Consider the following 20,741-nt stretch of genomic DNA (forward strand, 5'->3'; position numbering starts at 1 on the left):
GCGGGGTCAGGCGGCCTCTATGACGCCGGAGCCTATGCCCTGGGTCGCGGCCGCCCACTCGATGAGCAGGATCTCGTACTCCGCGGCTTCCACCGGTGTCCAGTCCTGGCCGGCCCGCGAGTCGACGAGCGCGCGGATGGCGTCGTTGGCCTCGACGACGGACGGGTGGACGGGCTGGGTCAGAAAAACGGGGGCGGAGTGGGTGGGAAGCCGAGGAGTTAAGACCATGCCTTCACTCTACGTCCTCATTCTGACAACAGCTCGAACATATGCGGCTGGCAGGGCACAGGTGACCGAAATCATTCGGCGGGGGCCGGGCCGACGCTGATCAGTTCGTCGGCGGGGCCGTTCACCGGCTGCGGTGTGCCGGTGAGATCCAGGACGAACAGGGGGACGGCGAGGCCGTCGGCGCGTGAACGCGCCTCGTCCGTGTAACCGGCCAGGGAGAACAGTACGCCGGACACCGAGGTGTTCAGGGCGTTCAGCCAGAGGCACTCGACGTCACGCAGGGCGGTCGGGCGCGTGGTCGCGTCGACCTGGGCGATGAGACCGGCCGCCCTGAGGTCGATCCGGGAGCTGGGCCGCACCTCGGTCTGGACGACGTCGTGGAAGCCCAGCCATCTCAGATAGAGCGCCGCGGTGTTCACCGCGTCGCGCGCCGTCCGTATCACCAGGGGCCTGAACGACGGACGCGGATGTGCGGCTGTGCGCGGCAGCGGTATGTGGGCCGGGCCGGGTGAACCGCCAGTCGTGGCCGGCGGCGTGGTGCCGCGCGTGGCCACCGGGCGCACGGGGATCCGCAGTACCGCGCCGCAGGGGCAGCAGAGTTCGGGGTGCGGCCACTGGTCGCGCCGTCCGCAGGAGTGGCACCGCACGCTCACCCAGTCGTCGTTCCAGGTGCGGTGCGTGATGAGCACGGCCGGCGCGCCGCGCATCAGCGGCGGGGCGGTCGGGGAGCCGCAGGGGCAGGGGTACACCGGCGTGACGTACGCGTGGTCCCGACGGCAGGCCGGGCAGCGCACCGGTACGGACTCCACGTGCTGCCCCCTTCTGCCGCCTCCGTGGCGGCGACTGCGTTCCGTACCTCCATCGTCCACCAGGAGCGACGCTCCGGGGGGTGATTCGCGTACTTCGGGCCGATGGTCTCCGCCGCTTTCCCCGTCCTCCCTTGACGGCCGCCCCGGACCGCCCTAAATTGTTTTCACATAGCAGAAAGAAGTTTCCGTAATGTGGAATTAGTGCTCTCAGGTGGCGCGACAGAGCCCGACTCCACCAGGTCCGAGCAGGAGCACTCATGCCTCGTATGACCGCTGCCCGAGCGGCAGTTGAGATCCTCAAGCGCGAAGGCGTCAGCAGCGCGTTCGGTGTGCCGGGTGCGGCGATCAACCCGTTCTACGCGGCTCTCAAGGCCTCCGGCGGGGTGCAGCACACCCTCGCCCGCCACGTCGAGGGCGCCTCCCACATGGCGGAGGGCTACACCCGTGCCAAGGCCGGGAACATCGGCGTCTGCATCGGTACGTCGGGGCCCGCCGGCACCGACATGATCACCGGCCTCTACTCGGCCATCGCCGACTCCGTCCCGATCCTCTGCATCACCGGCCAGGCGCCCACCGCCGTCCTCCACAAGGAGGACTTCCAGGCCGTCGACATCGCGTCGATCGCCGCGCCGGTGACCAAGGCCGCGACCACCGTCCTGGAGGCCGCGCAGGTCCCGGGTGTCTTCCAGCAGGCCTTCCACCTGATGCGTACGGGCCGGCCTGGTCCTGTCCTCATCGACCTGCCGATCGATGTGCAGCTCACCGAGATCGAGTTCGACCCCGAGCTGTACGAGCCGCTGCCCGTCCACAAGCCCGCCGCGAGCCGTAAGCAGATCGAGCGGGCCGTCGAGATGCTCAACGCGTCGGAGCGGCCGCTGCTCGTCGCGGGCGGCGGCATCATCAACGCCGACGCGTCGGAACTCCTGGTGGAGTTCGCCGAGCTGACCGGCGTCCCCGTCGTCCCGACCCTGATGGGCTGGGGCATCCTCCCCGACGACCACGAGCTGAACGCGGGCATGGTCGGCCTGCAGACCTCGCACCGCTACGGCAACGCGAACTTCCTGGAGTCCGACTTCGTCCTCGGCATCGGCAACCGCTGGGCCAACCGCCACACCGGCAAGCTGGACGTCTACACCGAGGGCCGCACCTTCGTCCACGTCGACATCGAGCCCACCCAGCTCGGCAAGATCTTCGCCCCGGACCTCGGGATCGCCTCCGACGCGAAGGCGGCACTGGAGCTCTTCGTCCAGGTGGCGCGCGAGCTGAAGGACGCGGGCAAGCTGAAGAACCGCTCGCAGTGGGCCGCGTCCACGCAGGAGCGCCGTGCGACCCTGCAGCGCCGCACGCACTTCGACAACGTGCCGCTGAAGCCGCAGCGGGTGTACGAGGAGATGAACCGGGCGTTCGGCCCCGAGACCCGGTACGTGACGACGATCGGCCTCTCCCAGATCGCGGGAGCGCAGATGCTGCACGTCTACCGGCCCCGTCACTGGATCAACTGCGGCCAGGCCGGACCGCTGGGCTGGACGATCCCCGCCGCGCTGGGTGTCGCCACGGCCGACCCGGAAGGCTCCGTGGTCGCCCTCTCCGGCGACTACGACTTCCAGTTCATGCTGGAGGAGCTCGCCGTCGGCGCGCAGCACCGCATCCCGTACGTCCATGTGCTGGTGAACAACTCCTACCTGGGGCTCATCCGGCAGGCGCAGCGCAACTTCGACATCGACTTCCAGGTCAACCTGGAGTTCGAGAACCTCAACTCACCGGAGCTGGGCGTCTACGGCGTGGACCACGTCAAGGTCGTCGAGGGCCTGGGCTGCAAGGCGATCCGCGTCACCGAGCCGGACCAGCTGCTGCCGGCCTTCGAGGAGGCCAAGAAGCTCGCTGCCGAGCACCGGGTCCCCGTCGTCGTCGAGGCGATCCTGGAGCGGGTCACGAACATCTCGATGAGCGGGACCGACATCGCGTCGGTCAACGAGTTCGAGGACGTGGCCTCCGAGCCGGGCCACGCACCGACGGCGGTCGTCCCGCTGACGGTGTCCTGACCCGCCCCGACGCCGGCCTCCACGACCCGTGCGGTCGTGGAGGCCGGCGTCATGTCCGGGCGCGGTGCCGTTGCGGCGGCGCCCGGTCCAGCCATCGCGTGTTCTCGCCGCAGGCGCGCACGACGGCCCGTGTCGTACGGTCTTCGTCGTGACGGGGTGGCGGTGACCATCCGCTCCCGTGCTGAAGTGCGCCGGATGGTGCGGGGTCCCGGGGGCGCCTTCTCGCGGAAGCGGTCCGTGGGACGCCGGCCGGTCACGCGGTGTGGGCCGCCTGTGTCCAGGTGCGCCTCATGTGGTGTCGACGAGCTCATGGAGGCGGTCCCGCACCGCTCGCCACGGCCGGATCGCACCCTACCCGCACCGACGACGTGCCCCGGATCCTTGGCCCATGGGGGACACCGAGAGCACCTCACCCTGCCCGGACCGATCCGACGGCGACTTCTTCCAGGTACTCCTCGAAGGCGCCACCGCGCCACGGCCGCCGGCGCCTCCCGAGTGCCCTTTCTGTGAACTCCTCCAGGACCGGTACGCCACCTCGTACACCGGGCACTGGGTCCTGCTGGAACCCCGCATCCTCGTACCGGCCCACACCGTCCCCCCGCGGCGCCGGTGGATCATCACCTCGACCGGGACCGCCATGAACCTGTGGGACGCCGAGCCGCTCCCCGGCGCCAAGTGCCGCATCCCGCACCGCATCGTCTGCCCCTGGCTCGAACCCGAGGACCACTGGCCGTGGGTCACAACTCTTCGGCAGTACAACAGCCGGCGCTCACAGCGCCTGTTCGACCTGCCGGACACGGGGTGAGCCGAGGACAACGACCGGTCGGGTACCGCGACCAGTGGCTGGAGAGCGAGAGCTCAGCGACCGCATCTTGACGGCACGTCATGGAAAGACCGGGGTGCGGTGCACGCCCCACGCGTGCACCGCACCCCGGTGATCTGTCACAGCGACCGCGACGGCGGGCTGCGGGCGGCGGCCGGCCCGGTTCCTTCAGGTCTGGACACGGGCCGGCCGGCCCATCGCCACCGCACTGGCGTCGTCCGCCGCCGCGGTCCCGTCCTGCCGGTGCCGCGTACTACCCCTCATCCGGGTGCGCGGCACGGGCAGGGCCCTCGGAGAGGCTCAGTCCTCGCGCAGGGCGCGGACGGCCTCCTCCACGCGCTTGCCGTAGTCGGCGTCGGCGGCGTGGAAGTGGGCGAGGTTCTTCTCGATCACGTCGTCGCGGGTGACCTGTGAGAGTCCGCCGGCGATGTTGGCGATCAGGCGGTCCTTCTCGTCCGCCGACATCAGCCGGTAGAGCTCGCCCGCCTGGAAGAAGTCGTCGTCCTTCGCGTGCAGGGGCGCCTCGTGCGTACCCGTCCAGCCGTGCACCGCGAGCGGGGAGCCAAGGGCGGCTCCGGTCTGCGCGGGGCCGGCGTACGAGTTGGGCTCGTAGTTCTTGTCCTGGCGCGAGCCGTACCGGGTGGCGTGCAGCCCGTCGCGGCCGTAGTTGTCGACGTCGGCGGCCTTCGGAGCGTTGACCGGGAGCTGGGTGTGGTTGATGCCCAGCCGGTAGCGCTGCGCGTCGGCGTACGCGAACAGCCGGCCCTGGAGCATCTTGTCCGGCGAAGGACCGATGCCGGGGACGAAGTTGTTCGGCGAGAACGCCGCCTGCTCCACCTCGGCGAAGACGTTGTCCGGGTTGCGGTCCAGCACCAGCCGGCCGACCCGCTGGAGCGGGTAGTCGGCGTGCGGCCACACCTTCGTCACGTCGAACGGGTTGAAGCGGTAGTCCGCCGCCTCGGCGGCCGGCATCACCTGCACGTGCAGCGTCCAGGACGGGTTGACTCCACGCTCGATGGCCTGGAGCAGGTCCGTCTGGTGCGAGTTGGCGTCCTTGCCGACCTGCTCGGCGGCCTGCTCGGCGGAGAGGGAGCGCACGCCCTGGTTGGTCTTGAAGTGGTACTTGACGAAGAAGGCCTCGCCCTTCGCGTTCGTCCACTGGTACGTGTGCGAGCCGAAGCCGTTCATGTGGCGGTACGAGGCGGGAATCCCGCGGTCGCCCATCAGCCAGGTGATCTGGTGCGTCGCCTCGGGGGAGTTCGCCCAGAAGTCCCAGACGTTGTCCGGCTCCTGGCGGCCCGTGAACGGGTCCCGCTTCTGGGAGTGGATGAAGTCGGGGAACTTGATCGGGTCCTTGATGAAGAACACCGGGGTGTTGTTGCCGACGAGGTCGTAATTGCCCTCGTTCGTGTAGAACTTGAGGGCGAAGCCGCGCGGGTCGCGGACGGCGTCCGCGCCGCCCAGCGAGTCGGCGACGGTCGAGAAGCGGATGAACGTCTCGGTGCGGCGGCCCACCTCGGAGAGGAAGTCGGCACGGGTGAAGCCGGTGACGTCGTCCGTCACCTCGAAGTAGCCGTACGCGCCTGAGCCGCGGGCGTGGACGACGCGCTCCGGGATGCGCTCACGGTTGAAGCGGGCGAGCTTCTCGAGCAGGTGCTGGTCCTGGACGAGGATCGGCCCGCCGGCGCCGGCCGTGGCGGAGTTCTGGTTGTCGGCGACCGGGGCGCCTGACTCGGTCGTGAGCACACGCTGGGACATGGAGGCCTTCCGTACGGGGCTGCTGACGGCCTCAGGAGCGTAGATTCGCCGATGTCGAAGCGTCAACAGTTTGTTGAAATTGGAGGAGGAGGTTCCGGGCCGCGGCAGCGCCTGGGCGCGACAGGACAGGTGTCAGCGCCACCGCGACCCGGAGTTCATGGGGCCCCTGTGGAGGGCCGGGAGTGTCAGACCTGGGAGCCGGAGAGCCGCTCGACCGAGCGCAGCAGCGCGGAGTGGTCCAGGCCGCCGTCACCCTGGGCGCGCAGGGACGCCACGAGCTGGGCCACGACCCCGCCGACGGGCAGTGCCGCGCCGACGTTGCGGGCGGCGTCCGTGACGATGCCCATGTCCTTGTGGTGCAGGTCGATCCGGAAGCCCGGAGCGAAGTCCCGCTTCAGGAAGTTGTCCTTCTTGCGGGTCAGGACGGTCGAGCCGGCGAGACCGCCGTTCAGTACGTCGAGCGCGGCGGACAGGTCGACCCCGGACTTCTCCAGGAAGACGACGGCCTCGGCGCAGGCCTGGATGTTGACCGCGACGATCAGCTGGTTGGCCGCCTTCACCGTCTGGCCGGAGCCGTGCGGGCCGCACAGGACGATCGTCTTGCCGAGCGCGTCGAGCAGCGGCTTCGCGGCGTCGAAGTCGGTCTGCTCGCCGCCGACCATGATGGACAGGACGGCCTCGATGGCGCCGGCCTCGCCGCCGGAGACCGGGGCGTCCAGCACGCGGATGCCCTTGTCCTTCGCGCTCGATGCCAGGTCCACGGACGTCTGCGGCGTGATGGAGGACATGTCGATCAGCAGGGCGCCCTGCCTGGCGTTCTCCAGGATGCCGTCGGGGCCGTAGGCGATGGCCTCCACCTGCGGGGACGCCGGGACCATGGTGATGACGACATCCGCGTCGCGCACCGCGTCCGCGATCGAGGCGGCACCCTTGCCGCCCGCCGCGACGAGCCGGTCGATCTTGTCCTGCTCCAGGGTGTAACCGGTCACCTGGTAACCGGCCTTGACCAGGTTCTCGGACATGGGGGAGCCCATGATGCCGAGCCCGATCCAGGCGACCTTGGGGAGATTGCTGCTCATGAGGGTGCCTTCCGGTAAGCGTGTGTGCGAGAGGGGGCGGGCCTCAGCGGGCGGGCCGGTGCTCGGCGGGGAGCCAGTCGAAGGACTCCGCGCTCGGCCGGTCGCCCGGCTTGTACTCCAGACCGACCCAGCCGTCGTAGCCGGCCTCGGTCAGCTCGTCGAGGAGACGCTCCAGCGGGAGCGAGCCGGTGCCGGGCGCGCCGCGCCCCGGGTTGTCGGCGATCTGGACGTGGCCGGTCTTCGCGGCGTACGCCTTGATCACCTGGCTGAGGTCCTCGCCGTTCATCGACAGGTGGTAGAGGTCCAGCAGGAACGTGGCGTTGCCCAGGCCCGTCGCCTCGTTGACACGGTCGACGACCTCGACGCCCGCCGGTGCGCTGACCAGGGGGTAGAGCGGCGACTCCGTGTCGTTGAGGGTCTCGATCAGGAGGGTCGCCCCGATCCGGTGGGCCGCACGGGCGGCCAGGACCAGGTTCTCCAGGGCGAGTTCGTCCTGGACGGCCGGGTCCACACCCTCGACGCGGTTGCCGTAGAGCGCGTTGAGCGCCTTGCAGCCGACCGAGGCCGCGAAGTCCGCCGCCACGTCGATGTTGGCGCGGAAGCGGTCCGACTCCTCGCCGGGCAGCGAGAGTGCCCCGCGGTCGGGGCCCGGGAGGCGGCCCGCGTAGAAGTTCAGCCCCACCAGCTGCGTGCCCGCGTCGTCGAGCGCCTTCTTCAGGGCGTCGAGCTCGGCCTGCGCGGGGGTGGGGGTCTCGATCCAGGGCCACCAGAGCTCGACCGCCGTGAAGCCCGCGGCGGCGGCCGCCGCGGGGCGCTCCAGGAGCGGGAGTTCGGTGAAGAGGATCGAGAGGTTCACATCGAAGCGCTGGTCCGAGTAACCCATCATGCGCTCCTTCCGTATCGCGGAAGTTAGTTTCTGCTTAACGGAAGATTGCCTGGCGTGTGGTGAGGCTGTCAAGAGGGAAACCGAATTCCGGACACGCGGGAGCGGGGTGGAGGGTTCCTCGCCCTCCACCCCGCTCCCCCTCACATCTGCCTGGTCAGGCGGCAGGCACCGTGTCCTGGAACGTGGTGCCCGCCGCGCGGTACCCGCTCACCAGCGCCGAGACCTGGGCGGGGGAGAGGACCTGGTCCTTCACGTGCAGGACGTAGTCCACCTGCTGGTCGTACGAGCGCGGAGTCGTACTGCTCTGGCCGGCCAGATCGATCAGCCACTGGTTGAAGTTGATCGACATCGGCCGCTCCGGGAGATAGGCCGCCCCGTGCGTGCCGAAGAGCTGACCGTCGACGTAGTACGTGATGGCCCTGTCGTCGATGGTCACCACCAGGTCGTGCCAGCCCGCGTAGCTCTGCCGCGCCTCGCTGTGCTGGTTGACCGCCTCCCACGGGTCGGGCCGGTAGGTCTCCCAGGACGTGGTGTAGAGGATGTTCGACGGCTCGCCCCAGCCGCCGTTGGGCAGGTACTCGAAGTCGTACTCCGCGTAGTCGTCCGCCATCGGCGCCTTGAGGTCGTTGATGGTGAAGAAGGTCTGGACGAGGTGGTCGCCGTCGGGCCCGGACCTCGGGGCGTCGCTGAACTTCACGCGGGCAGCGTAGGTGCCGTTACGGAACTTCATGGACTGCGTGAGGATCTCCGTCTGCACCGTCGAGGCTCCCGTGCCCGCTGTCGACGTCTCCAGGTTCATCACCGAATTGCCGCTCTGGCTGGTGAAGGTGACGTTCTCAGCGGCCCACACGGCACCCGGCACCCCGGGGCCGCCGGAGTTCGAGCGGACGCTCCAGCCGTTCGCGGCGATCCTCGGGTCCGTGTGACCGCTGTAGTCGAAGTCGTCGAACAGCCGGGGCCCGTCGGCCGGCGGGTCGGTGGGGGGATCGGTCGGGTCGGTCGGGCCGTTGCCCTCGGGCGCCTCGCCCCAGGCCGTGACGGCGCCCACCTGCGCGGTGATCCTCGGCCAGTCCCCGTACGTGCTCCGTCCTGCGCCGAAGGAGTAGTCGTCGCTCTGCCCGAGCGGCTGCCAGTCCGTGCGGTGGAAGCGCAGCTGCATGTCCCCGGTGTCCGCACCGGGGGCCAGGGAGCCGGCGCCCGCCGTGAAGGCGATCTCCAGGTAGCGGTCGGCGGTGGCCGTCGGGTCGGGGAGCGGCTTGAAGGTCCCGGTGATGTTCGAGCAGCCCTTCACCGCCCACGAACAGGCGAAACGGTAGGCCGCAGACGCGGAGTCGCCCTTGAAGTAGTACCGCACCTTGACGTCGGAGAGAGGCACGCTCGCACTCCCCGTGTTGCGTACCTTCAGCCACGGTTCGCTCTGGTCGGCCGTCGCTCCCGACGCGCTCGTGCGGTACTGGACGACGAGCCCGCCGGCCGCCGCGGCACCGGCGGTCGTGGGCAGGGCGGCGAGGGCCGTGCAGCCCAGGGCCAGGGTGACGGCGGCGGCCGCCGCCGCGCGGATACGGCTCCTGCGGAATGTCCTCATGACGGTGTTCCTCTCCGGAACGGTGGGGGATGAGTTACCGAGGGGGTCGCGCTGTACCTGCGGACGCGGTCGCCAGGGACCGCGTGGTGAGGGGCCGGTAGCGGACGCCGAGGGCGTCCAGCCGGGCGGTGTGATCGCGCAGCCGCTCGACGAATCCGGCCCAGTCGCCGCGCCCGCCGGACCAGGCACGGTCCGCCAGGGCGCACAGCCGGGGGTAGGTGAGGTATTCGATACGGTCCGGCGTCGTCACGTACTCGGTCCACAGCTGCGCCTGGGTGCCCAGGACGCGGGAGGCCTCGTCCGGCCCCCAGCCCGGAGGCACCGGATCGTTCGTGTGGACCGCGAACAGGGGGACGGGGGCGCCCCGCTGGGCGGTGGGTTCGTCCGGATCCGTGGACTGGGCGTAGTCCAGATACGTCGCGCGGTGGTGCGCCGTCACCACCTGGTGGCCGCGCCGCGCGGCGGTGAGGGCGTGCGCGGGGTCGCGCCAGGTCATCACCGTGAATTCGGGCGGCAGTTCGCTGCCGGTCTCGGCCCAGCCGGTGGGCCGCCGGCCGTGCTCCAGGAGGAACGAGCCGATCCGGCCCATGAACCAGCCGTGCAGCCCCCGGGGCCAGTGCAGCCCCTCGGCCGTCGCACGGGCCAGTGCCGCCGGGCTGTTCTCCCACTCGGTGACCGGGCACTCGTCGCCGCCGATGTGGACGTACGGGGACGGGAAGACGTCCATGACCTCTTCCAGCACCGTCCGGCAGAAGTCGAACACCTCCTCGTGGACGCCGAACACGGTGTCGCAGACGCCCCACCGGGTCCACACGTCAAGGCGGCGCTCGGGGTGGTTGCCCAGGTGGGGGTAGGCCGCGAGTGCCGCGCGCACATGGCCGGGCATCTCGATCTCCGGCACCACGGTCACCCCCCGCTCCCGCGCGTGACGGACCAGTCCCCGCAGCTCCGCCCTGGTGTACGCCCCTGTGTGCGGCACGCCGTCGGACAGGGACTGGGCCCGGTGTCCGCCCACCGACGTCAGCCGGGGGAACGCGTCGACCGGCATGCGCCAGCCCTGGTCGTCCGTGAGGTGCAGATGGAGGACGTTGAGCTTGTGCAGCGCCATGAGGTCCACGTAGCGGCGCAGATACGAGACGGGCTGGAAGTGCCGGGCGACGTCGAGCATCGCACCGCGCCACGGATACCGCGGTACGTCGCTGATCTCGACGCACGGCAGCTCCCAGGAGATGCCCCGCGCACCGCCCGACAGGGCTTCGGGCGGCAGCAGTTGCCGGATCGTCTGGACGCCCCGGAGCAACCCGTCCGGACGGGCCGCGCGCAGCAGGAGAGCCTGCGGTCCGACGGTCAGGCCGTACCCCTCGTCGCCCAGTCCGCCGAGCTGCGGATCGAGCGCCAGGACGACACGGCCGTCCGTTGAGGGCGGCAGGGGCAGGCCGGTCGTCGGCCCGAGAAGCGTGCGTAACAGGTCCGCCGCCCCTTCCGCACCCGGCAGGGCGCGTACGGCGGTGTCCTGGCCGAGGACGAAGCGGCCCGGGCGCGGCGAGACCTTGCCGGGCCGGGGGAGAAGGGAGAGCTCGGGGCGTGATGCGGGCACGGAGGGCCTCCGGAGCAGGGGGTTCGGACGGTTCGCGAGTACGCCGACGGGGCTCAGCCCTTGACGGCGCCGGCCGCGAAGCCGGAGGTCACATGGCGCTGGAGCAGCAGGAAGATCACGAGCGCGGGCAGCGCGAAGAGCGTCGAGGCGGCCATGGTGGCGCCCCAGTCGGTGCCGAAGGTGTTCTGGAAGGAGGAGAGCCAGACCGGCAGGGTGCGGTTGTCCTGCTGCTTGATGATCAGGAAGTTGGCGTAGGCGAACTCGTTCCAGGCGGTGATGAATCCGAAGAGGGAGGTCGCCATCAGGCCGGGGGCGAGCAGTGGCAGCGCGACCTTGACGAAGGCGCCGGTCCGGGTGCAGCCGTCGACCTGGGCGGCCTCCTCCAGTTCGGGCGGGATCGTCGCGAGGAAGCCCCTCAGCACCACGATCGTGAACGGCAGCGTGATCATGAAGTAGACGAGGGTCAGGGTGGGCAGCCGGTCCAGCATGCCCGTGTCGCGCGAGATGATGTAGATCGGGATGATCAGTGATTCCCAGGGCGCCATCTGGGCGACGAAGACCAGGAGCATGAACTGCCGCCGGCCCTTCCAGCGCAGGCGCGCCACGGCGAACGACGCCCCGAGCGCCACGACGAGGGAGAGCAGCACGGCCCCCAGTGTGACCAGGACGCTGTTGCGCCAGAACAGTTCGAAGCCGTCCGCCTGCACGGCCCGGCGGAAGTGGTCCAGGGTCCAGGTGTAGGGCACGAGCCGGGGCTCGGCGGACCGGATGTCCCGGGACGGCTTGAACGCGGTGGAGATCATCCAGTACACGGGGAACAGGCAGACCACGACGGTCACGACGGCGGCGGCGTTCAGCGGGATCCGCCGGACCCGGGGGCGCAGCAGGGTCATCTGAGGTCGTCCTCCTGACGGAACATCTGACGGAAGTAGAGGACCAGCACCCCGGACATCAGGACCACGGTGATCATCGACGCGGCGGAGCCCAGGTCGTAGCGCTGGCTGGAGAGCGCCGTCTGGACCGCGTACACGGGCAGGATGGTGGTGGCGTCGCCCGGGCCGCCGCGGGTCATCACCCAGATCTGGACGAACGCCTTGAAGGTCCAGATCACCTCCAGGGAGAGGACCAGCATGAAGATCGGCCGCAGGATCGGGAAGGTGAGCGAGCGGAAGACGCGGGAGGCGGACGCGCCGTCCAGGCGCGCCGACTCGTACAGCTCGGCGGGGACGGTCGTCAGCGCGGAGTAGAGGGTGACCGCCGCGAAAGGCACGGACTGCCAGACGATCAGCAGGACCAGGATCGTGAAGGACGCCGTACCGTTCGCGAACCACGGGTAGCGGTCGAAGGACCCGAAGCCGAGCGTGGTCAGCAGCTGGTTGACGATGCCGAACTCGGAGTGGAACAGCCACTGGAAGACCGTCGTGGCCGCGACCACCGGCATGGCCCAGGCGAGCACCAGCGAGCAGAGCACGACCGTACGGCCCGTCCGGCGCAGCCGTTCCGTCATCAGCGCGACCAGGGTCGAGATGACCATGATCAGTACGACGTTGACGGCCATGAAGACGAAGGTGCGGCCGGTCACCTCCCAGAAGCGCGGGTCGGACAGCAGCGTCCGGTAGTTGCGCAGCCCCACGAACTCGGCGTCGCCGCTGATCAGCTGGCGGAGCCGGAAGTCCTGGAGGGAGATCACCACCGCCCGTACCAGCGGGTACACCAGCAGATAGATCATGCCGCCGATCGCGGGGGCGATCAGGGCGTACGGCCACGGGTCGCGCGGGGGCCGCCCCGGCCGCCGCCCCGGTGGCGGCTTCGGGGGACGGTGGACGTGGGGAGCGGGCCGTTCACGCACATCCGGCACGGCGGGCCTCCTCTCGGTGGTGGGAAACGGACGGGCCGGATCAGGAGCCGGCGTTCATGGCCCGGGTGATGTCCGCGGAGGCCTTGGCCGCCTCACCGGCGGCGTCACCGCCGGTGAGGACGGCGGTCATGTAGTCCTTCAACGGGTTCTCCGCCTCCACCGCCGCCCAGCCCGGGGTGTTCGGCGTCGCGTGCCCGTTCGCCGCGCCGACGGCCATCGCCGAGGCACCCGGGTCGCCCGCCACGGCCGAGGCGAGGGTGGTCCGGTTGGGCACGTAGCTCATTGCCACCGCGAGCTTCTTCTGCCAGGCGTCGCCCGTGAGCTCCTTGATGAAGGTCACGGCCGCCTCGGGGTGACCGGACGCGGCGGGAACGACCAGGTCGGAACCACCGGTGAACACCGCACCCGGAGTGCCGGCCGTCTTCCCCGGGATCGGGAAGAAGCCCAGCTTCCCCTCGAGCTCCGGATTGTTCTCCACGACCACGCCGGCCCCGCCGGGGGTGGAGATGACCTGCGCCACCTGCCCCTGCGCCATCACCTCGGCCTGCGGCGGATCGTCCTCGTCGGAGTCCTTGGGGCCCTTGCCGAGCGCCTGGAGCTGCGCGTAGAAGGCCATGCCCCGCTGCGCCTCGGGCGTGTCGAGCGCGCCCTTCCACGTGCCGCCGGACTCGGTGGCGAAGTCGCCGCCCTCGTCCCAGATGAAGCCGCCCAGCGCGTACCAGAGCTGGCCCGGCAGGTAGATGCCCTGCGTGCCGCCCTTGTTCAGCTTCGTGGTGGCGTCGATCCACGCGTCGCGTGTGGTGATCTCCGTGGCGTCGACGCCGGCCTTCTGGAAGAGGTCCTTGCGGTAGATCACGACCCGGTTGGCGGCGTAGTACGGGATGCCGTACTGCTTCCCCTCGTACGCGCCGGGCTCGGCCAGCCCCTTCAGCCAGTCCGCGCCGTGCAGCTCGTCCTTCCTGTCGCTGAGGTCCAGCAGTCCGCCGCTCTCCGCGAACTGGGCGACCTGGGTGTTGCCCGCCTCGATCACGTCCGGGGCGTCGTTGCTCGCCAGGGCGGCGGTGATCTTCTGGCCGATGCCGTCCCACTCCTGGATCTGGATCCTGACGTCGATGTCGGGGTGCGCGGCCTCGAACCCCTCGGTGAACTCCTTCTGGAACGCGGCCGAGACGCTGTCGCGCATCAGCCAGACGTCGACCGTCGTCACGCCCCCGGCCTCGTCCGCACCGTCCCCACCGGAACTGCAGGCACTGAGAGCGGCGGCCGTCACGAGCGCGGACACACCGGCAAGCAAGCGGTACTTCACGGTTCACCTCAACGGGAGCAGAGACCTGACCACCTGACCAGTGAAGCCCACTGGACAGCTCACCTCTTGATGGTGGATGAAGGTGGCATAGACCAATGGGGTCGTCAACCCCTCCTGTATAAAGGGATTTTGGGGAATCTGATCGAGATCTGCCTCTGTTCATGTTGGCGAGGATGGCTAGACTCTCCCTGACCAGTGGCCACCGGTCGCTCAACTGGTAAAGGGAGCGGGACGCACGAAGGGGAACGCATGAAAGCCGACGTACCGGGGACGGTGCTCAAACGGGAACGGGTGCGCGACGCGGTCCTCGAGCTGATCGAGAGCCGCAGCCCCGGCGACGCCATCCCGTCCGAGCGGGCCCTGTGCGCCCTGCTCGGCGTCTCCCGGCCCACCCTGCGGGCAGCCGTCGACGAGCTGGTGGCCGCCGGTCTGCTCGTCCGCGAACACGGACGCGGGATGTTCGTCGCCCCGGAGAAGATCACCCAGGAGCTGGTCTCCGCCGACCTGGCCCTGAGCGTGCCGCAGGCGGCCGGAGCGTGGTCGAGCAGGCTGCTGGAGTTCACGACCCTCCAGGCCGGCGCCCGGGTCGGCCGCAAGCTGCGGATGTCGCCCGCCGACGAGATCGTCTACGTCGCACGGCTGCGCCTGGTCGACGGCGCGCCCATGGCCATCGAGCACCTGCACATCAGGGCGGCGCTCGTCCCCGGCCTGTCGGCCCAGGAGCTGGAGGACGGCGACCTCTACGAGCACCTGCGCCACACCCACGGGGTGCACGTCCGTGAGGCGGTCCAGGCCATCGAGCCCACGGTCGTCACGAGGGCGGAGGCCCAGCTCCTGGAGGTCCCCGAGCTCTCCCCTGCCCTGCTCTTCGAGCGTCTGACCTCGGACACCGCCGGGCTGCCCGTGGAGTACGTCCACTCGCTCTACCGGGGTGACCGCTACCGGATCGTCTCCCGGCTCGCGCTCGGCCCGGCCGCCGCCACCGCCCCACTGGTCAGGGACGGCCACCACCCGGGGATCCCGCCCGGGGACTTTGCGCACGGCGACCCGATCGCCTCCTCCACCCGGGGGGACATCCAGGCCGGGCCCTGAGGCCCGGTGCGCCCTGGAGGCCCCGTTCGGGCCCTCCTGGCTCGGGCCCCCGTGCCTTAGGGTCGGGGCGAGCCGTGCGAGCCGACCGACACGGCGGGACATGAGGGAGGCACCGTGCGCTTGAGGGTGGAATTCACCACCGAGCCCTTCGATCTCGACGAGGCACCCGCCCACGCGGTGGTGGCCCGCGAGGTCATCCAGACCGCCGGCCTGGACGCGGTGGACGTGGGCCCCTTCGGGAACACGGCCGAAGGGGGTGCGGACGAGGTGCTCACCGCCGTGGACTCCCTGCTGCGGAAGGCCCTGGCCTCGGGCGCCACCCGGGTCTCCCTCCAGCTCAACGTGATCGGGGAGGACACCCCGTGACCGAACCGGCCGACCACCCGCTGGTCACCGCGGTGAAGCCGCTCGTCGACGCCATGGGAGCGGAGCTTCTCGCCCCGGAGCAGGCCACCACCGAGGACGTGCTCCTCGCGTGGGAGGGGGCCGACGTCATAGCCGTACGGCTCCCGCAGCTCTCCGAATCGCTCGACCACATCCTGTCCGCGATGGAGCGGCGGCACGGGATGCCACTGGCCGAGCTGGACCGGAAGGCCAAGCAGGGCGTCGTACGCACCCTTGAGGCACGCGGTGCCTTCTCCGTGCGGCACGGTGTGGAGACCGTGGCGGGCGCGCTCGGCGTCAGCCGCTTCACGGTCTACAACTATCTGAACCGGGACAATGCCGCCAAGGGTGAGTAGCGACGCGTAATGCGGTGCAATGCCGTCGTCCGGGAACTCGGGCGGCGGCATCACTTGTTCGCGGAATTTCAACAAACTGTTGACGTGGTGTTGCGGAGGGCGTTAGCTATCCGCAGCCCGACAACGCACAGCGAAAAAAGCCACGGAGGCTCCCGTGACTACGAGCTCCACACCGGGCCTCGCCCGGTTCAACACCCTGGCGGCCGCAGAGGCCGCAGCCGCGCTGCACGAGGTGTGTGCCAGTGCGGCGTGGGGAAGCTCCGTCCTCGCCCACCGGCCCTACGACGGCACGGAAGCCCTGTTCTCCGCGAGCGACGCCGCCATGGCCGAACTCTCACCGGAGGACCTGGCCGAGGCCATGGCCGGCCACCCGCCGATCGGCCGCCCCAAGCCGGGGGACCCGGCCTCCGCCCGTGAGCAGCGGGGGATGGCCGGTGCGTCCGAGGAGCTCAAGGCGGAGATGCTCGAACTCAACCTGGCCTACCAGGAGCGGTTCGGACATGTCTTCCTGATCTGCGCCACCGGAGCCACCGGTGAACAGATGCGCGATGCGGTGAAGGCCCGGATCGGCAACTCGCCCGAGCAGGAACGCGAGATCGTCCGCGCCGAGCTGGGCAAGATCAACCGCATCCGTCTGACCCGCCTCGTGCAGGACTCCTGAGGGGTCAGGCACCCCGTACAGCACTCTTGAGAACAAGGAGCGTGACGGTCTTGAGCACCGACACCACCGCATCGGTGTCCACCCACATCCTGGACACCAGCGTCGGCCGTCCCGCCGAAGCCGTCACCGTCTCCCTGGCCGCCCGCAGCGGCGGCGACGCGCAGTATGTGACGCTCGGCGGATCCGCGACCGACGCGGACGGGCGCTGCAAAGACCTGCCGGCCCTGCCGGAAGGAACCACCCACGTACGGCTCGTCTTCGACACCGAGTCGTACTTCACCGCGAAGAAGCAAGCCGAGGCGCAGCAGGACGCCCCCCGCGTAAGGGACAGCGGCGCGTTCTTCCCGGAGGTGGCGATCGCATTCGCCGTCACCCCGGGCGAGCACTATCACGTACCGCTGCTGCTCAACCCGTTCGGCTACTCCGTTTACCGAGGGAGCTAGCAGACAATGCCCACGATTCTCGGCCAGAACCAGTACGGCAAAGCAGAGAACCGCGTCGTCAAGATCACGCGGGACGGCGACACCCACCACATCAAGGACCTCAACGTCTCGGTCGCCCTCTCCGGCGACATGGACGACGTCCACTACTCCGGCTCCAACGCCAACGTCCTGCCGACCGACACCACCAAGAACACGGTGTTCGCCTTCGCCAAGGAACACGGCATCGAGTCCGCCGAGCAGTTCGGCATCCACCTCGCCCGGCACTTCGTGTCCTCGCAGGAGCCGATCAAGGTGGCCCGGATCCGGATCGAGGAGTACGCCTGGGAGCGCATCGCGACCTCCGACGGCAACTCGAAGTTCATCGGCGCCGACGAGGTCAAGCACTCCTTCGTCCGCAAGGGCCAGGAGACGCGCACCACCCAGATCACCTTCGACGGCGAGAAGTGGGAGGTCGTCTCCGGCCTCAAGGACCTCTCCGTCATGAACTCCACCAACTCGGAGTTCTGGGGCTACGTCAAGGACAAGTACACGACGCTGAAGGAGGCGTACGACCGCATTCTCGCGACCGACGTCTCCGCGAAGTGGCGGTACAACTGGACCAGCGACGAGGAGCGCATGCCGAACTGGGAGAAGTCCTACGAGCAGACGCGCAAGCACATGCTCCAGGCCTTCGCGGAGACGTACTCCCTCTCGCTCCAGCAGACCCTCTACCAGATGGGTTCGCGCATCATCAACAACCGCAGCGAGATCGACGAGATCCGCTTCTCGCTGCCGAACAACCACCACTTCCTCGTCGATCTGGAGCCGTTCGGGCTCAAGAACGACAACGAGGTGTACTTCGCAGCCGACCGTCCGTACGGCCTCATCGAGGCGACGGTGCTCCGGGACGGCGTGGAGCCGAAGATCCCGGTCGACATGACCAACCTCTGACGCGGTGCTGAACCGGCCTCCGCCCCGCTGCGGGCGGGGGCCGGTCATCCCGGAGGGAAATTCCATGGCACAGCCTGCAACGGGGCCGGCGAAAGGCCCATGTAAAGCACCACCGACCGCTGCCGGCACGGCAGTTCACCCGGTGGACGAGAAGCTTCCGACCTCGCGGCTCGTCCCCGCCGCGCTCCAGCACATCGCCGCCATGTACGCGGGCGTCGTCACCCCTCCGCTCATCATCGGTCAGGCCGTCGGACTCGACGCGGCCGGCATGACCCGGCTGATCGCGGCGAGTCTCCTGATCGCCGGCCTGGCCACCCTCCTCCAGACCCTCGGCGCCGGACGCTTCGCCGGGAACCGGTTGCCCTTCGTCAACGCGGCGTCCTCCGCCGGGATCGCGCCGATGCTCGCCATCGCGGAGACCAGCGCCCCCGGCCACCAACTCCCCGCGATCTACGGGGCGGTACTCGTCGCAGGTGTCTTCTGCCTGGCCGTCGGCCCGTTCTTCGGACGGCTGCTGCGCTTCTTCCCGCCGCTCGTCACCGGGGTCGTCATCACCCTCATCGGCGTCACGCTGATGCCGGTGCCCGTCGGCTGGGCCCAGGGAGGCGACGCCACCGCCGACGACTTCGGCGCCATGAAGTATCTGGCACTGGCCACCTTCACCCTCGTCGTCATCCTGCTGATCCAGCGCTTCGGACGCGGCTTCGTCAAGCAGGTCGCCCTGCTCGCAGGCATGTTCATCGGCACGCTGGCCGCCATCCCGTTCGGACTCGCCGACTTCTCCGCGCTCGGCTCCGCACCCGTCGCCGCCCTGCCCACCCCCTTCGCCTTCGGACCGCCCGAGTTCCAGCCCGCCGCGATCCTCTCCCTGTGCATCGTGATGCTGGTGCTGATGACGGAGTCGTCCGCCGGAATGCTGGCGCTCGGCGAGATCTGCGACCGGCGCACCGACGGCCCCACCATCACCCGCGGTCTGCGCACCGATGGCATCGCGACCCTCCTCGGCCCGGTCTTCGGGGGCTTCCCGACCAGTGCCTTCGCCCAGAACGTGGGCGTCGTGTCGCTGACGCGGGTACGCAGCCGGTACGTGGTCGCCGCCGCGGGCGGTGCCCTGATCGTCCTGGGCGCCTTCCCCGTCCTCGGGGCGGTCGTCTCCCTCGTCCCGATGCCCGTGCTCGGCGGCGCCGGCATCGTCCTGTTCGGCTCGATCGCGGTGAGCGGCATCCGGACCCTGTCCGAGGCGGGGCTCGACGACAGCTCCAACATCATCCTCGTGGCCGTGGCACTCGGCGCGGGCATCATCCCGCTCGCGGCACCCGGCTTCTACGCGGGGTTCCCGTCCTGGGCGCAGACCGTGCTCGGCTCCGGGATCAGTGCGGGAGCGCTCGTGGCGGTCCTGCTCAACCTGTTCTTCCATCATCTCGGCACCCACAGCCGTAACGCTGTGGCACTCAAATCCTCCTAGGGTCCTGCCGTGCCCACACATCCCCGGAAAGAAGAAGGAAGCGCCATGGCAGCATCGGCAGACCCGCAGCGCATCGTCATCGAGAACTGTTCCATCGCCACGGTCGACGCCCACGACACCGAATACGCGTCCGGGCACGTCGTCGTGGCGGGCAACCGCATCGAGTCCGTCGGCGCGGGCAAGGCCCCGGAGGGCCTCGGAGGCGTCGTACGGCGCGTCGACGGCACCGGCCACCTGGTCACGCCGGGCCTGGTCAACACCCACCACCACTTCTACCAGTGGATCACCCGGGGCCTGGCGACCGACCACAACCTCTTCGACTGGCTGGTCGCGCTGTACCCGACGTGGGCGCGCATCGACGAGCCGATGGCCCGCGCGGCCGCCCAGGGTTCGCTCGCGATGATGGCCCGCGGTGGGGTGACCACCGCGATGGACCACCACTACGTCTACCCCCGTGGTTCCGGTGACCTCTCCGGCGCGATCATCGGCGCCGCCCGTGACATGGGCGTACGTTTCACCCTCGCCCGCGGCTCCATGGACCGCAGCGAGAAGGACGGCGGGCTGCCGCCGGACTTCGCCGTGGAGACCCTCGACGGAGCGCTCGCCGCCACCGAGGCCACCATCGACGAACACCACGACACCTCGTTCGGCGCGATGACACAGATCGCTGTCGCCCCCTGCTCGCCCTTCTCCGTCTCCACCGAACTGATGCGCCAGGGCGCCGAGCTGGCCCGCCGTCGCGGGGTGCGCCTGCACACACACGGTTCGGAGACCGTCGAGGAGGAGCAGTTCTGCAAGGAGCTGTTCGGGATGGGGCCGACGGACTACTTCGAGTCGACCGGCTGGCTCGGTGACGACGTGTGGATGGCGCACTGCGTCCACATGAACGACTCCGACATCGCCGCCTTCGCCCGTACCGGCACCGGCGTCGCGCACTGCCCGTCCTCCAACGCCCGCCTCGCCGCCGGCATCGCACGCGTCCCCGACATGCTCGCCGCCGGTGTCCCGGTCGGGCTCGGCGTCGACGGCACCGCGTCCAACGAGTCCGGCGAACTCCACACCGAACTGCGCAACGCCCTCCTCATCAACCGCCTCGGCGCCCACCGCGAGAAGGCCCTCGACGCGCGCCAGGCTCTGCGCCTCGGCACGTACGGCGGCGCGCAGGTCCTCGGCCGGGCCCAGGAGATCGGCTCGCTGGAACCGGGGAAGCTCGCCGACCTCGTGCTCTGGAAGCTGGACACCCTGGCCCACGCCTCCATCGCCGACCCCGTGACCGCCCTGGTCTTCGGCGCCGCGGCCCCCGTCACCCTCTCCCTCGTCAACGGCAGGACCGTCGTCGAGGACAACCGCCTCACCACCGTGGATGAGGACGCCATCGCCCACGCGACCCGTGACGAAGCCAGGCGCCTCGCACAGATCGCCGCCGGCGCCTGACGCTC

Annotated in this window: 20 protein-coding genes; 10 read left to right on the forward strand and 10 right to left on the reverse strand. The window is 69.9% G+C overall.

The window, feature by feature from the left end; all coding sequences use genetic code 11:
- Positions 1–6: 6 nt before the first annotated feature.
- Together OG379_RS30775 and OG379_RS30780 are read right to left on the reverse strand one after the other, a co-directional pair.
- Positions 7–228, reverse strand: coding sequence for a hypothetical protein (locus tag OG379_RS30775; RefSeq protein WP_104784478.1), 222 nt, complete (start codon positions 226–228; stop codon positions 7–9).
- A 71-nt stretch (positions 229–299) separates the two neighbouring features.
- Complete coding sequence (locus OG379_RS30780) at positions 300–1,037, reverse strand: hypothetical protein (protein WP_405666259.1); 738 nt, start codon at positions 1,035–1,037, stop codon at positions 300–302.
- Positions 1,038–1,294: 257 nt separating this feature from the next.
- Between OG379_RS30780 and gcl the strand changes: the two genes are divergently transcribed.
- Both gcl and OG379_RS30790 read left to right on the forward strand, forming a co-directional pair.
- Positions 1,295–3,079 carry a glyoxylate carboligase gene (gene gcl / locus OG379_RS30785; RefSeq protein ID WP_393765465.1) on the forward strand — a complete coding sequence of 595 codons (1,785 nt, stop codon included), beginning with the start codon at positions 1,295–1,297 and terminating at the stop codon, positions 3,077–3,079.
- 388 nt (positions 3,080–3,467) lie between these two features.
- Positions 3,468–3,884, forward strand: coding sequence for a DUF6083 domain-containing protein (locus tag OG379_RS30790; RefSeq protein WP_405666261.1), 417 nt, complete (start codon positions 3,468–3,470; stop codon positions 3,882–3,884).
- Positions 3,885–4,202: 318 nt separating this feature from the next.
- Here OG379_RS30790 and OG379_RS30795 read toward each other — a convergent pair whose 3' ends face one another.
- The 8 genes from OG379_RS30795 to OG379_RS30830 form a co-directional block, all read right to left on the reverse strand.
- Positions 4,203–5,660, reverse strand: coding sequence for a catalase (locus OG379_RS30795; RefSeq protein ID WP_405666263.1), 1,458 nt, complete (start codon positions 5,658–5,660; stop codon positions 4,203–4,205).
- Between the two features lie 185 nt (positions 5,661–5,845).
- Positions 5,846–6,739 (reverse strand): 2-hydroxy-3-oxopropionate reductase, encoded by an 894-nt coding sequence (locus OG379_RS30800; RefSeq protein WP_393767506.1) that lies wholly within the window; start codon positions 6,737–6,739, stop codon positions 5,846–5,848.
- A gap of 43 nt (positions 6,740–6,782) precedes the next feature.
- The gene (locus OG379_RS30805) at positions 6,783–7,622 is read right to left on the reverse strand and encodes a TIM barrel protein (RefSeq protein WP_393767504.1); all 840 of its coding nucleotides are present in this window, start codon (positions 7,620–7,622) and stop codon (positions 6,783–6,785) included.
- A gap of 157 nt (positions 7,623–7,779) precedes the next feature.
- Positions 7,780–9,210, reverse strand: a complete 1,431-nt coding sequence (locus OG379_RS30810; protein ID WP_405666264.1) for a cellulose binding domain-containing protein — start codon at positions 9,208–9,210, stop codon at positions 7,780–7,782.
- Positions 9,211–9,244: 34 nt separating this feature from the next.
- Entirely contained in the window at positions 9,245–10,807 is a 1,563-nt protein-coding gene (locus OG379_RS30815; RefSeq protein WP_405666265.1) for a beta-N-acetylhexosaminidase, read from the reverse strand.
- 53 nt (positions 10,808–10,860) lie between these two features.
- A complete protein-coding gene (locus tag OG379_RS30820; protein ID WP_405666266.1) occupies positions 10,861–11,700 on the reverse strand; it encodes a carbohydrate ABC transporter permease in 840 nt (279 codons plus the stop codon).
- Complete coding sequence (locus OG379_RS30825) at positions 11,697–12,665, reverse strand: carbohydrate ABC transporter permease (RefSeq protein WP_405666268.1); 969 nt, start codon at positions 12,663–12,665, stop codon at positions 11,697–11,699. The genes OG379_RS30820 and OG379_RS30825 overlap by 4 nt, the downstream gene beginning before the upstream one ends.
- 40 nt (positions 12,666–12,705) lie before the next feature.
- Entirely contained in the window at positions 12,706–13,971 is a 1,266-nt protein-coding gene (locus OG379_RS30830; RefSeq protein WP_405666270.1) for an extracellular solute-binding protein, read from the reverse strand.
- Positions 13,972–14,220: 249 nt separating this feature from the next.
- Here OG379_RS30830 and OG379_RS30835 point away from each other — a divergent pair, with 249 nt between their 5' ends.
- The 8 genes from OG379_RS30835 to OG379_RS30870 all read left to right on the forward strand — a co-directional run bounded on the left by OG379_RS30835 (position 14,221) and on the right by OG379_RS30870 (position 20,736).
- Positions 14,221–15,063 (forward strand): GntR family transcriptional regulator, encoded by an 843-nt coding sequence (locus tag OG379_RS30835; RefSeq protein WP_405666271.1) that lies wholly within the window; start codon positions 14,221–14,223, stop codon positions 15,061–15,063.
- 114 nt (positions 15,064–15,177) lie between these two features.
- Positions 15,178–15,429, forward strand: coding sequence for a thiamine-binding protein (locus tag OG379_RS30840; protein WP_393767369.1), 252 nt, complete (start codon positions 15,178–15,180; stop codon positions 15,427–15,429).
- Positions 15,426–15,803: a helix-turn-helix domain-containing protein gene (locus tag OG379_RS30845; protein ID WP_401519506.1), complete on the forward strand. Its 378-nt coding sequence runs from the start codon at positions 15,426–15,428 to the stop codon at positions 15,801–15,803. The genes OG379_RS30840 and OG379_RS30845 overlap by 4 nt, the downstream gene beginning before the upstream one ends.
- A gap of 154 nt (positions 15,804–15,957) precedes the next feature.
- Positions 15,958–16,464: a 2-oxo-4-hydroxy-4-carboxy-5-ureidoimidazoline decarboxylase gene (gene uraD / locus OG379_RS30850; protein WP_401519503.1), complete on the forward strand. Its 507-nt coding sequence runs from the start codon at positions 15,958–15,960 to the stop codon at positions 16,462–16,464.
- A gap of 50 nt (positions 16,465–16,514) precedes the next feature.
- Entirely contained in the window at positions 16,515–16,907 is a 393-nt protein-coding gene (gene uraH, locus OG379_RS30855) for a hydroxyisourate hydrolase (RefSeq protein WP_356715292.1), read from the forward strand.
- A 6-nt stretch (positions 16,908–16,913) separates the two neighbouring features.
- Complete coding sequence (gene pucL / locus OG379_RS30860; protein ID WP_393767376.1) at positions 16,914–17,837, forward strand: factor-independent urate hydroxylase; 924 nt, start codon at positions 16,914–16,916, stop codon at positions 17,835–17,837.
- A gap of 64 nt (positions 17,838–17,901) precedes the next feature.
- Positions 17,902–19,302 (forward strand): nucleobase:cation symporter-2 family protein, encoded by a 1,401-nt coding sequence (locus OG379_RS30865; protein ID WP_405666273.1) that lies wholly within the window; start codon positions 17,902–17,904, stop codon positions 19,300–19,302.
- A gap of 45 nt (positions 19,303–19,347) precedes the next feature.
- Positions 19,348–20,736, forward strand: coding sequence for an 8-oxoguanine deaminase (locus OG379_RS30870; RefSeq protein ID WP_393767379.1), 1,389 nt, complete (start codon positions 19,348–19,350; stop codon positions 20,734–20,736).
- Positions 20,737–20,741: the final 5 nt, after the last annotated feature.

The sequence above is a fragment of the Streptomyces sp. NBC_01166 genome, from assembly GCF_045039765.1.
Classification (GTDB): domain Bacteria; phylum Actinomycetota; class Actinomycetes; order Streptomycetales; family Streptomycetaceae; genus Streptomyces.

Excerpts from the sequence above, each read along its gene's own strand:
- OG379_RS30775 (WP_104784478.1), bottom strand. The coding sequence starts at position 228 with ATGGTCTTAACTCCTCGGCTTCCCACCCACTCCGCCCCCGTTTTTCTG.
- gcl (WP_393765465.1), top strand. The coding sequence starts at position 1,295 with ATGCCTCGTATGACCGCTGCCCGAGCGGCAGTTGAGATCCTCAAGCGC.
- OG379_RS30790 (WP_405666261.1), top strand. The coding sequence starts at position 3,468 with ATGGGGGACACCGAGAGCACCTCACCCTGCCCGGACCGATCCGACGGC.
- OG379_RS30795 (WP_405666263.1), bottom strand. The coding sequence starts at position 5,660 with ATGTCCCAGCGTGTGCTCACGACCGAGTCAGGCGCCCCGGTCGCCGAC.
- OG379_RS30800 (WP_393767506.1), bottom strand. The coding sequence starts at position 6,739 with ATGAGCAGCAATCTCCCCAAGGTCGCCTGGATCGGGCTCGGCATCATG.
- OG379_RS30805 (WP_393767504.1), bottom strand. The coding sequence starts at position 7,622 with ATGGGTTACTCGGACCAGCGCTTCGATGTGAACCTCTCGATCCTCTTC.
- OG379_RS30810 (WP_405666264.1), bottom strand. The coding sequence starts at position 9,210 with ATGAGGACATTCCGCAGGAGCCGTATCCGCGCGGCGGCGGCCGCCGCC.
- OG379_RS30820 (WP_405666266.1), bottom strand. The coding sequence starts at position 11,700 with ATGACCCTGCTGCGCCCCCGGGTCCGGCGGATCCCGCTGAACGCCGCC.
- OG379_RS30835 (WP_405666271.1), top strand. The coding sequence starts at position 14,221 with ATGAAAGCCGACGTACCGGGGACGGTGCTCAAACGGGAACGGGTGCGC.
- pucL (WP_393767376.1), top strand. The coding sequence starts at position 16,914 with ATGCCCACGATTCTCGGCCAGAACCAGTACGGCAAAGCAGAGAACCGC.
- OG379_RS30865 (WP_405666273.1), top strand. The coding sequence starts at position 17,902 with ATGGCACAGCCTGCAACGGGGCCGGCGAAAGGCCCATGTAAAGCACCA.
- OG379_RS30870 (WP_393767379.1), top strand. The coding sequence starts at position 19,348 with ATGGCAGCATCGGCAGACCCGCAGCGCATCGTCATCGAGAACTGTTCC.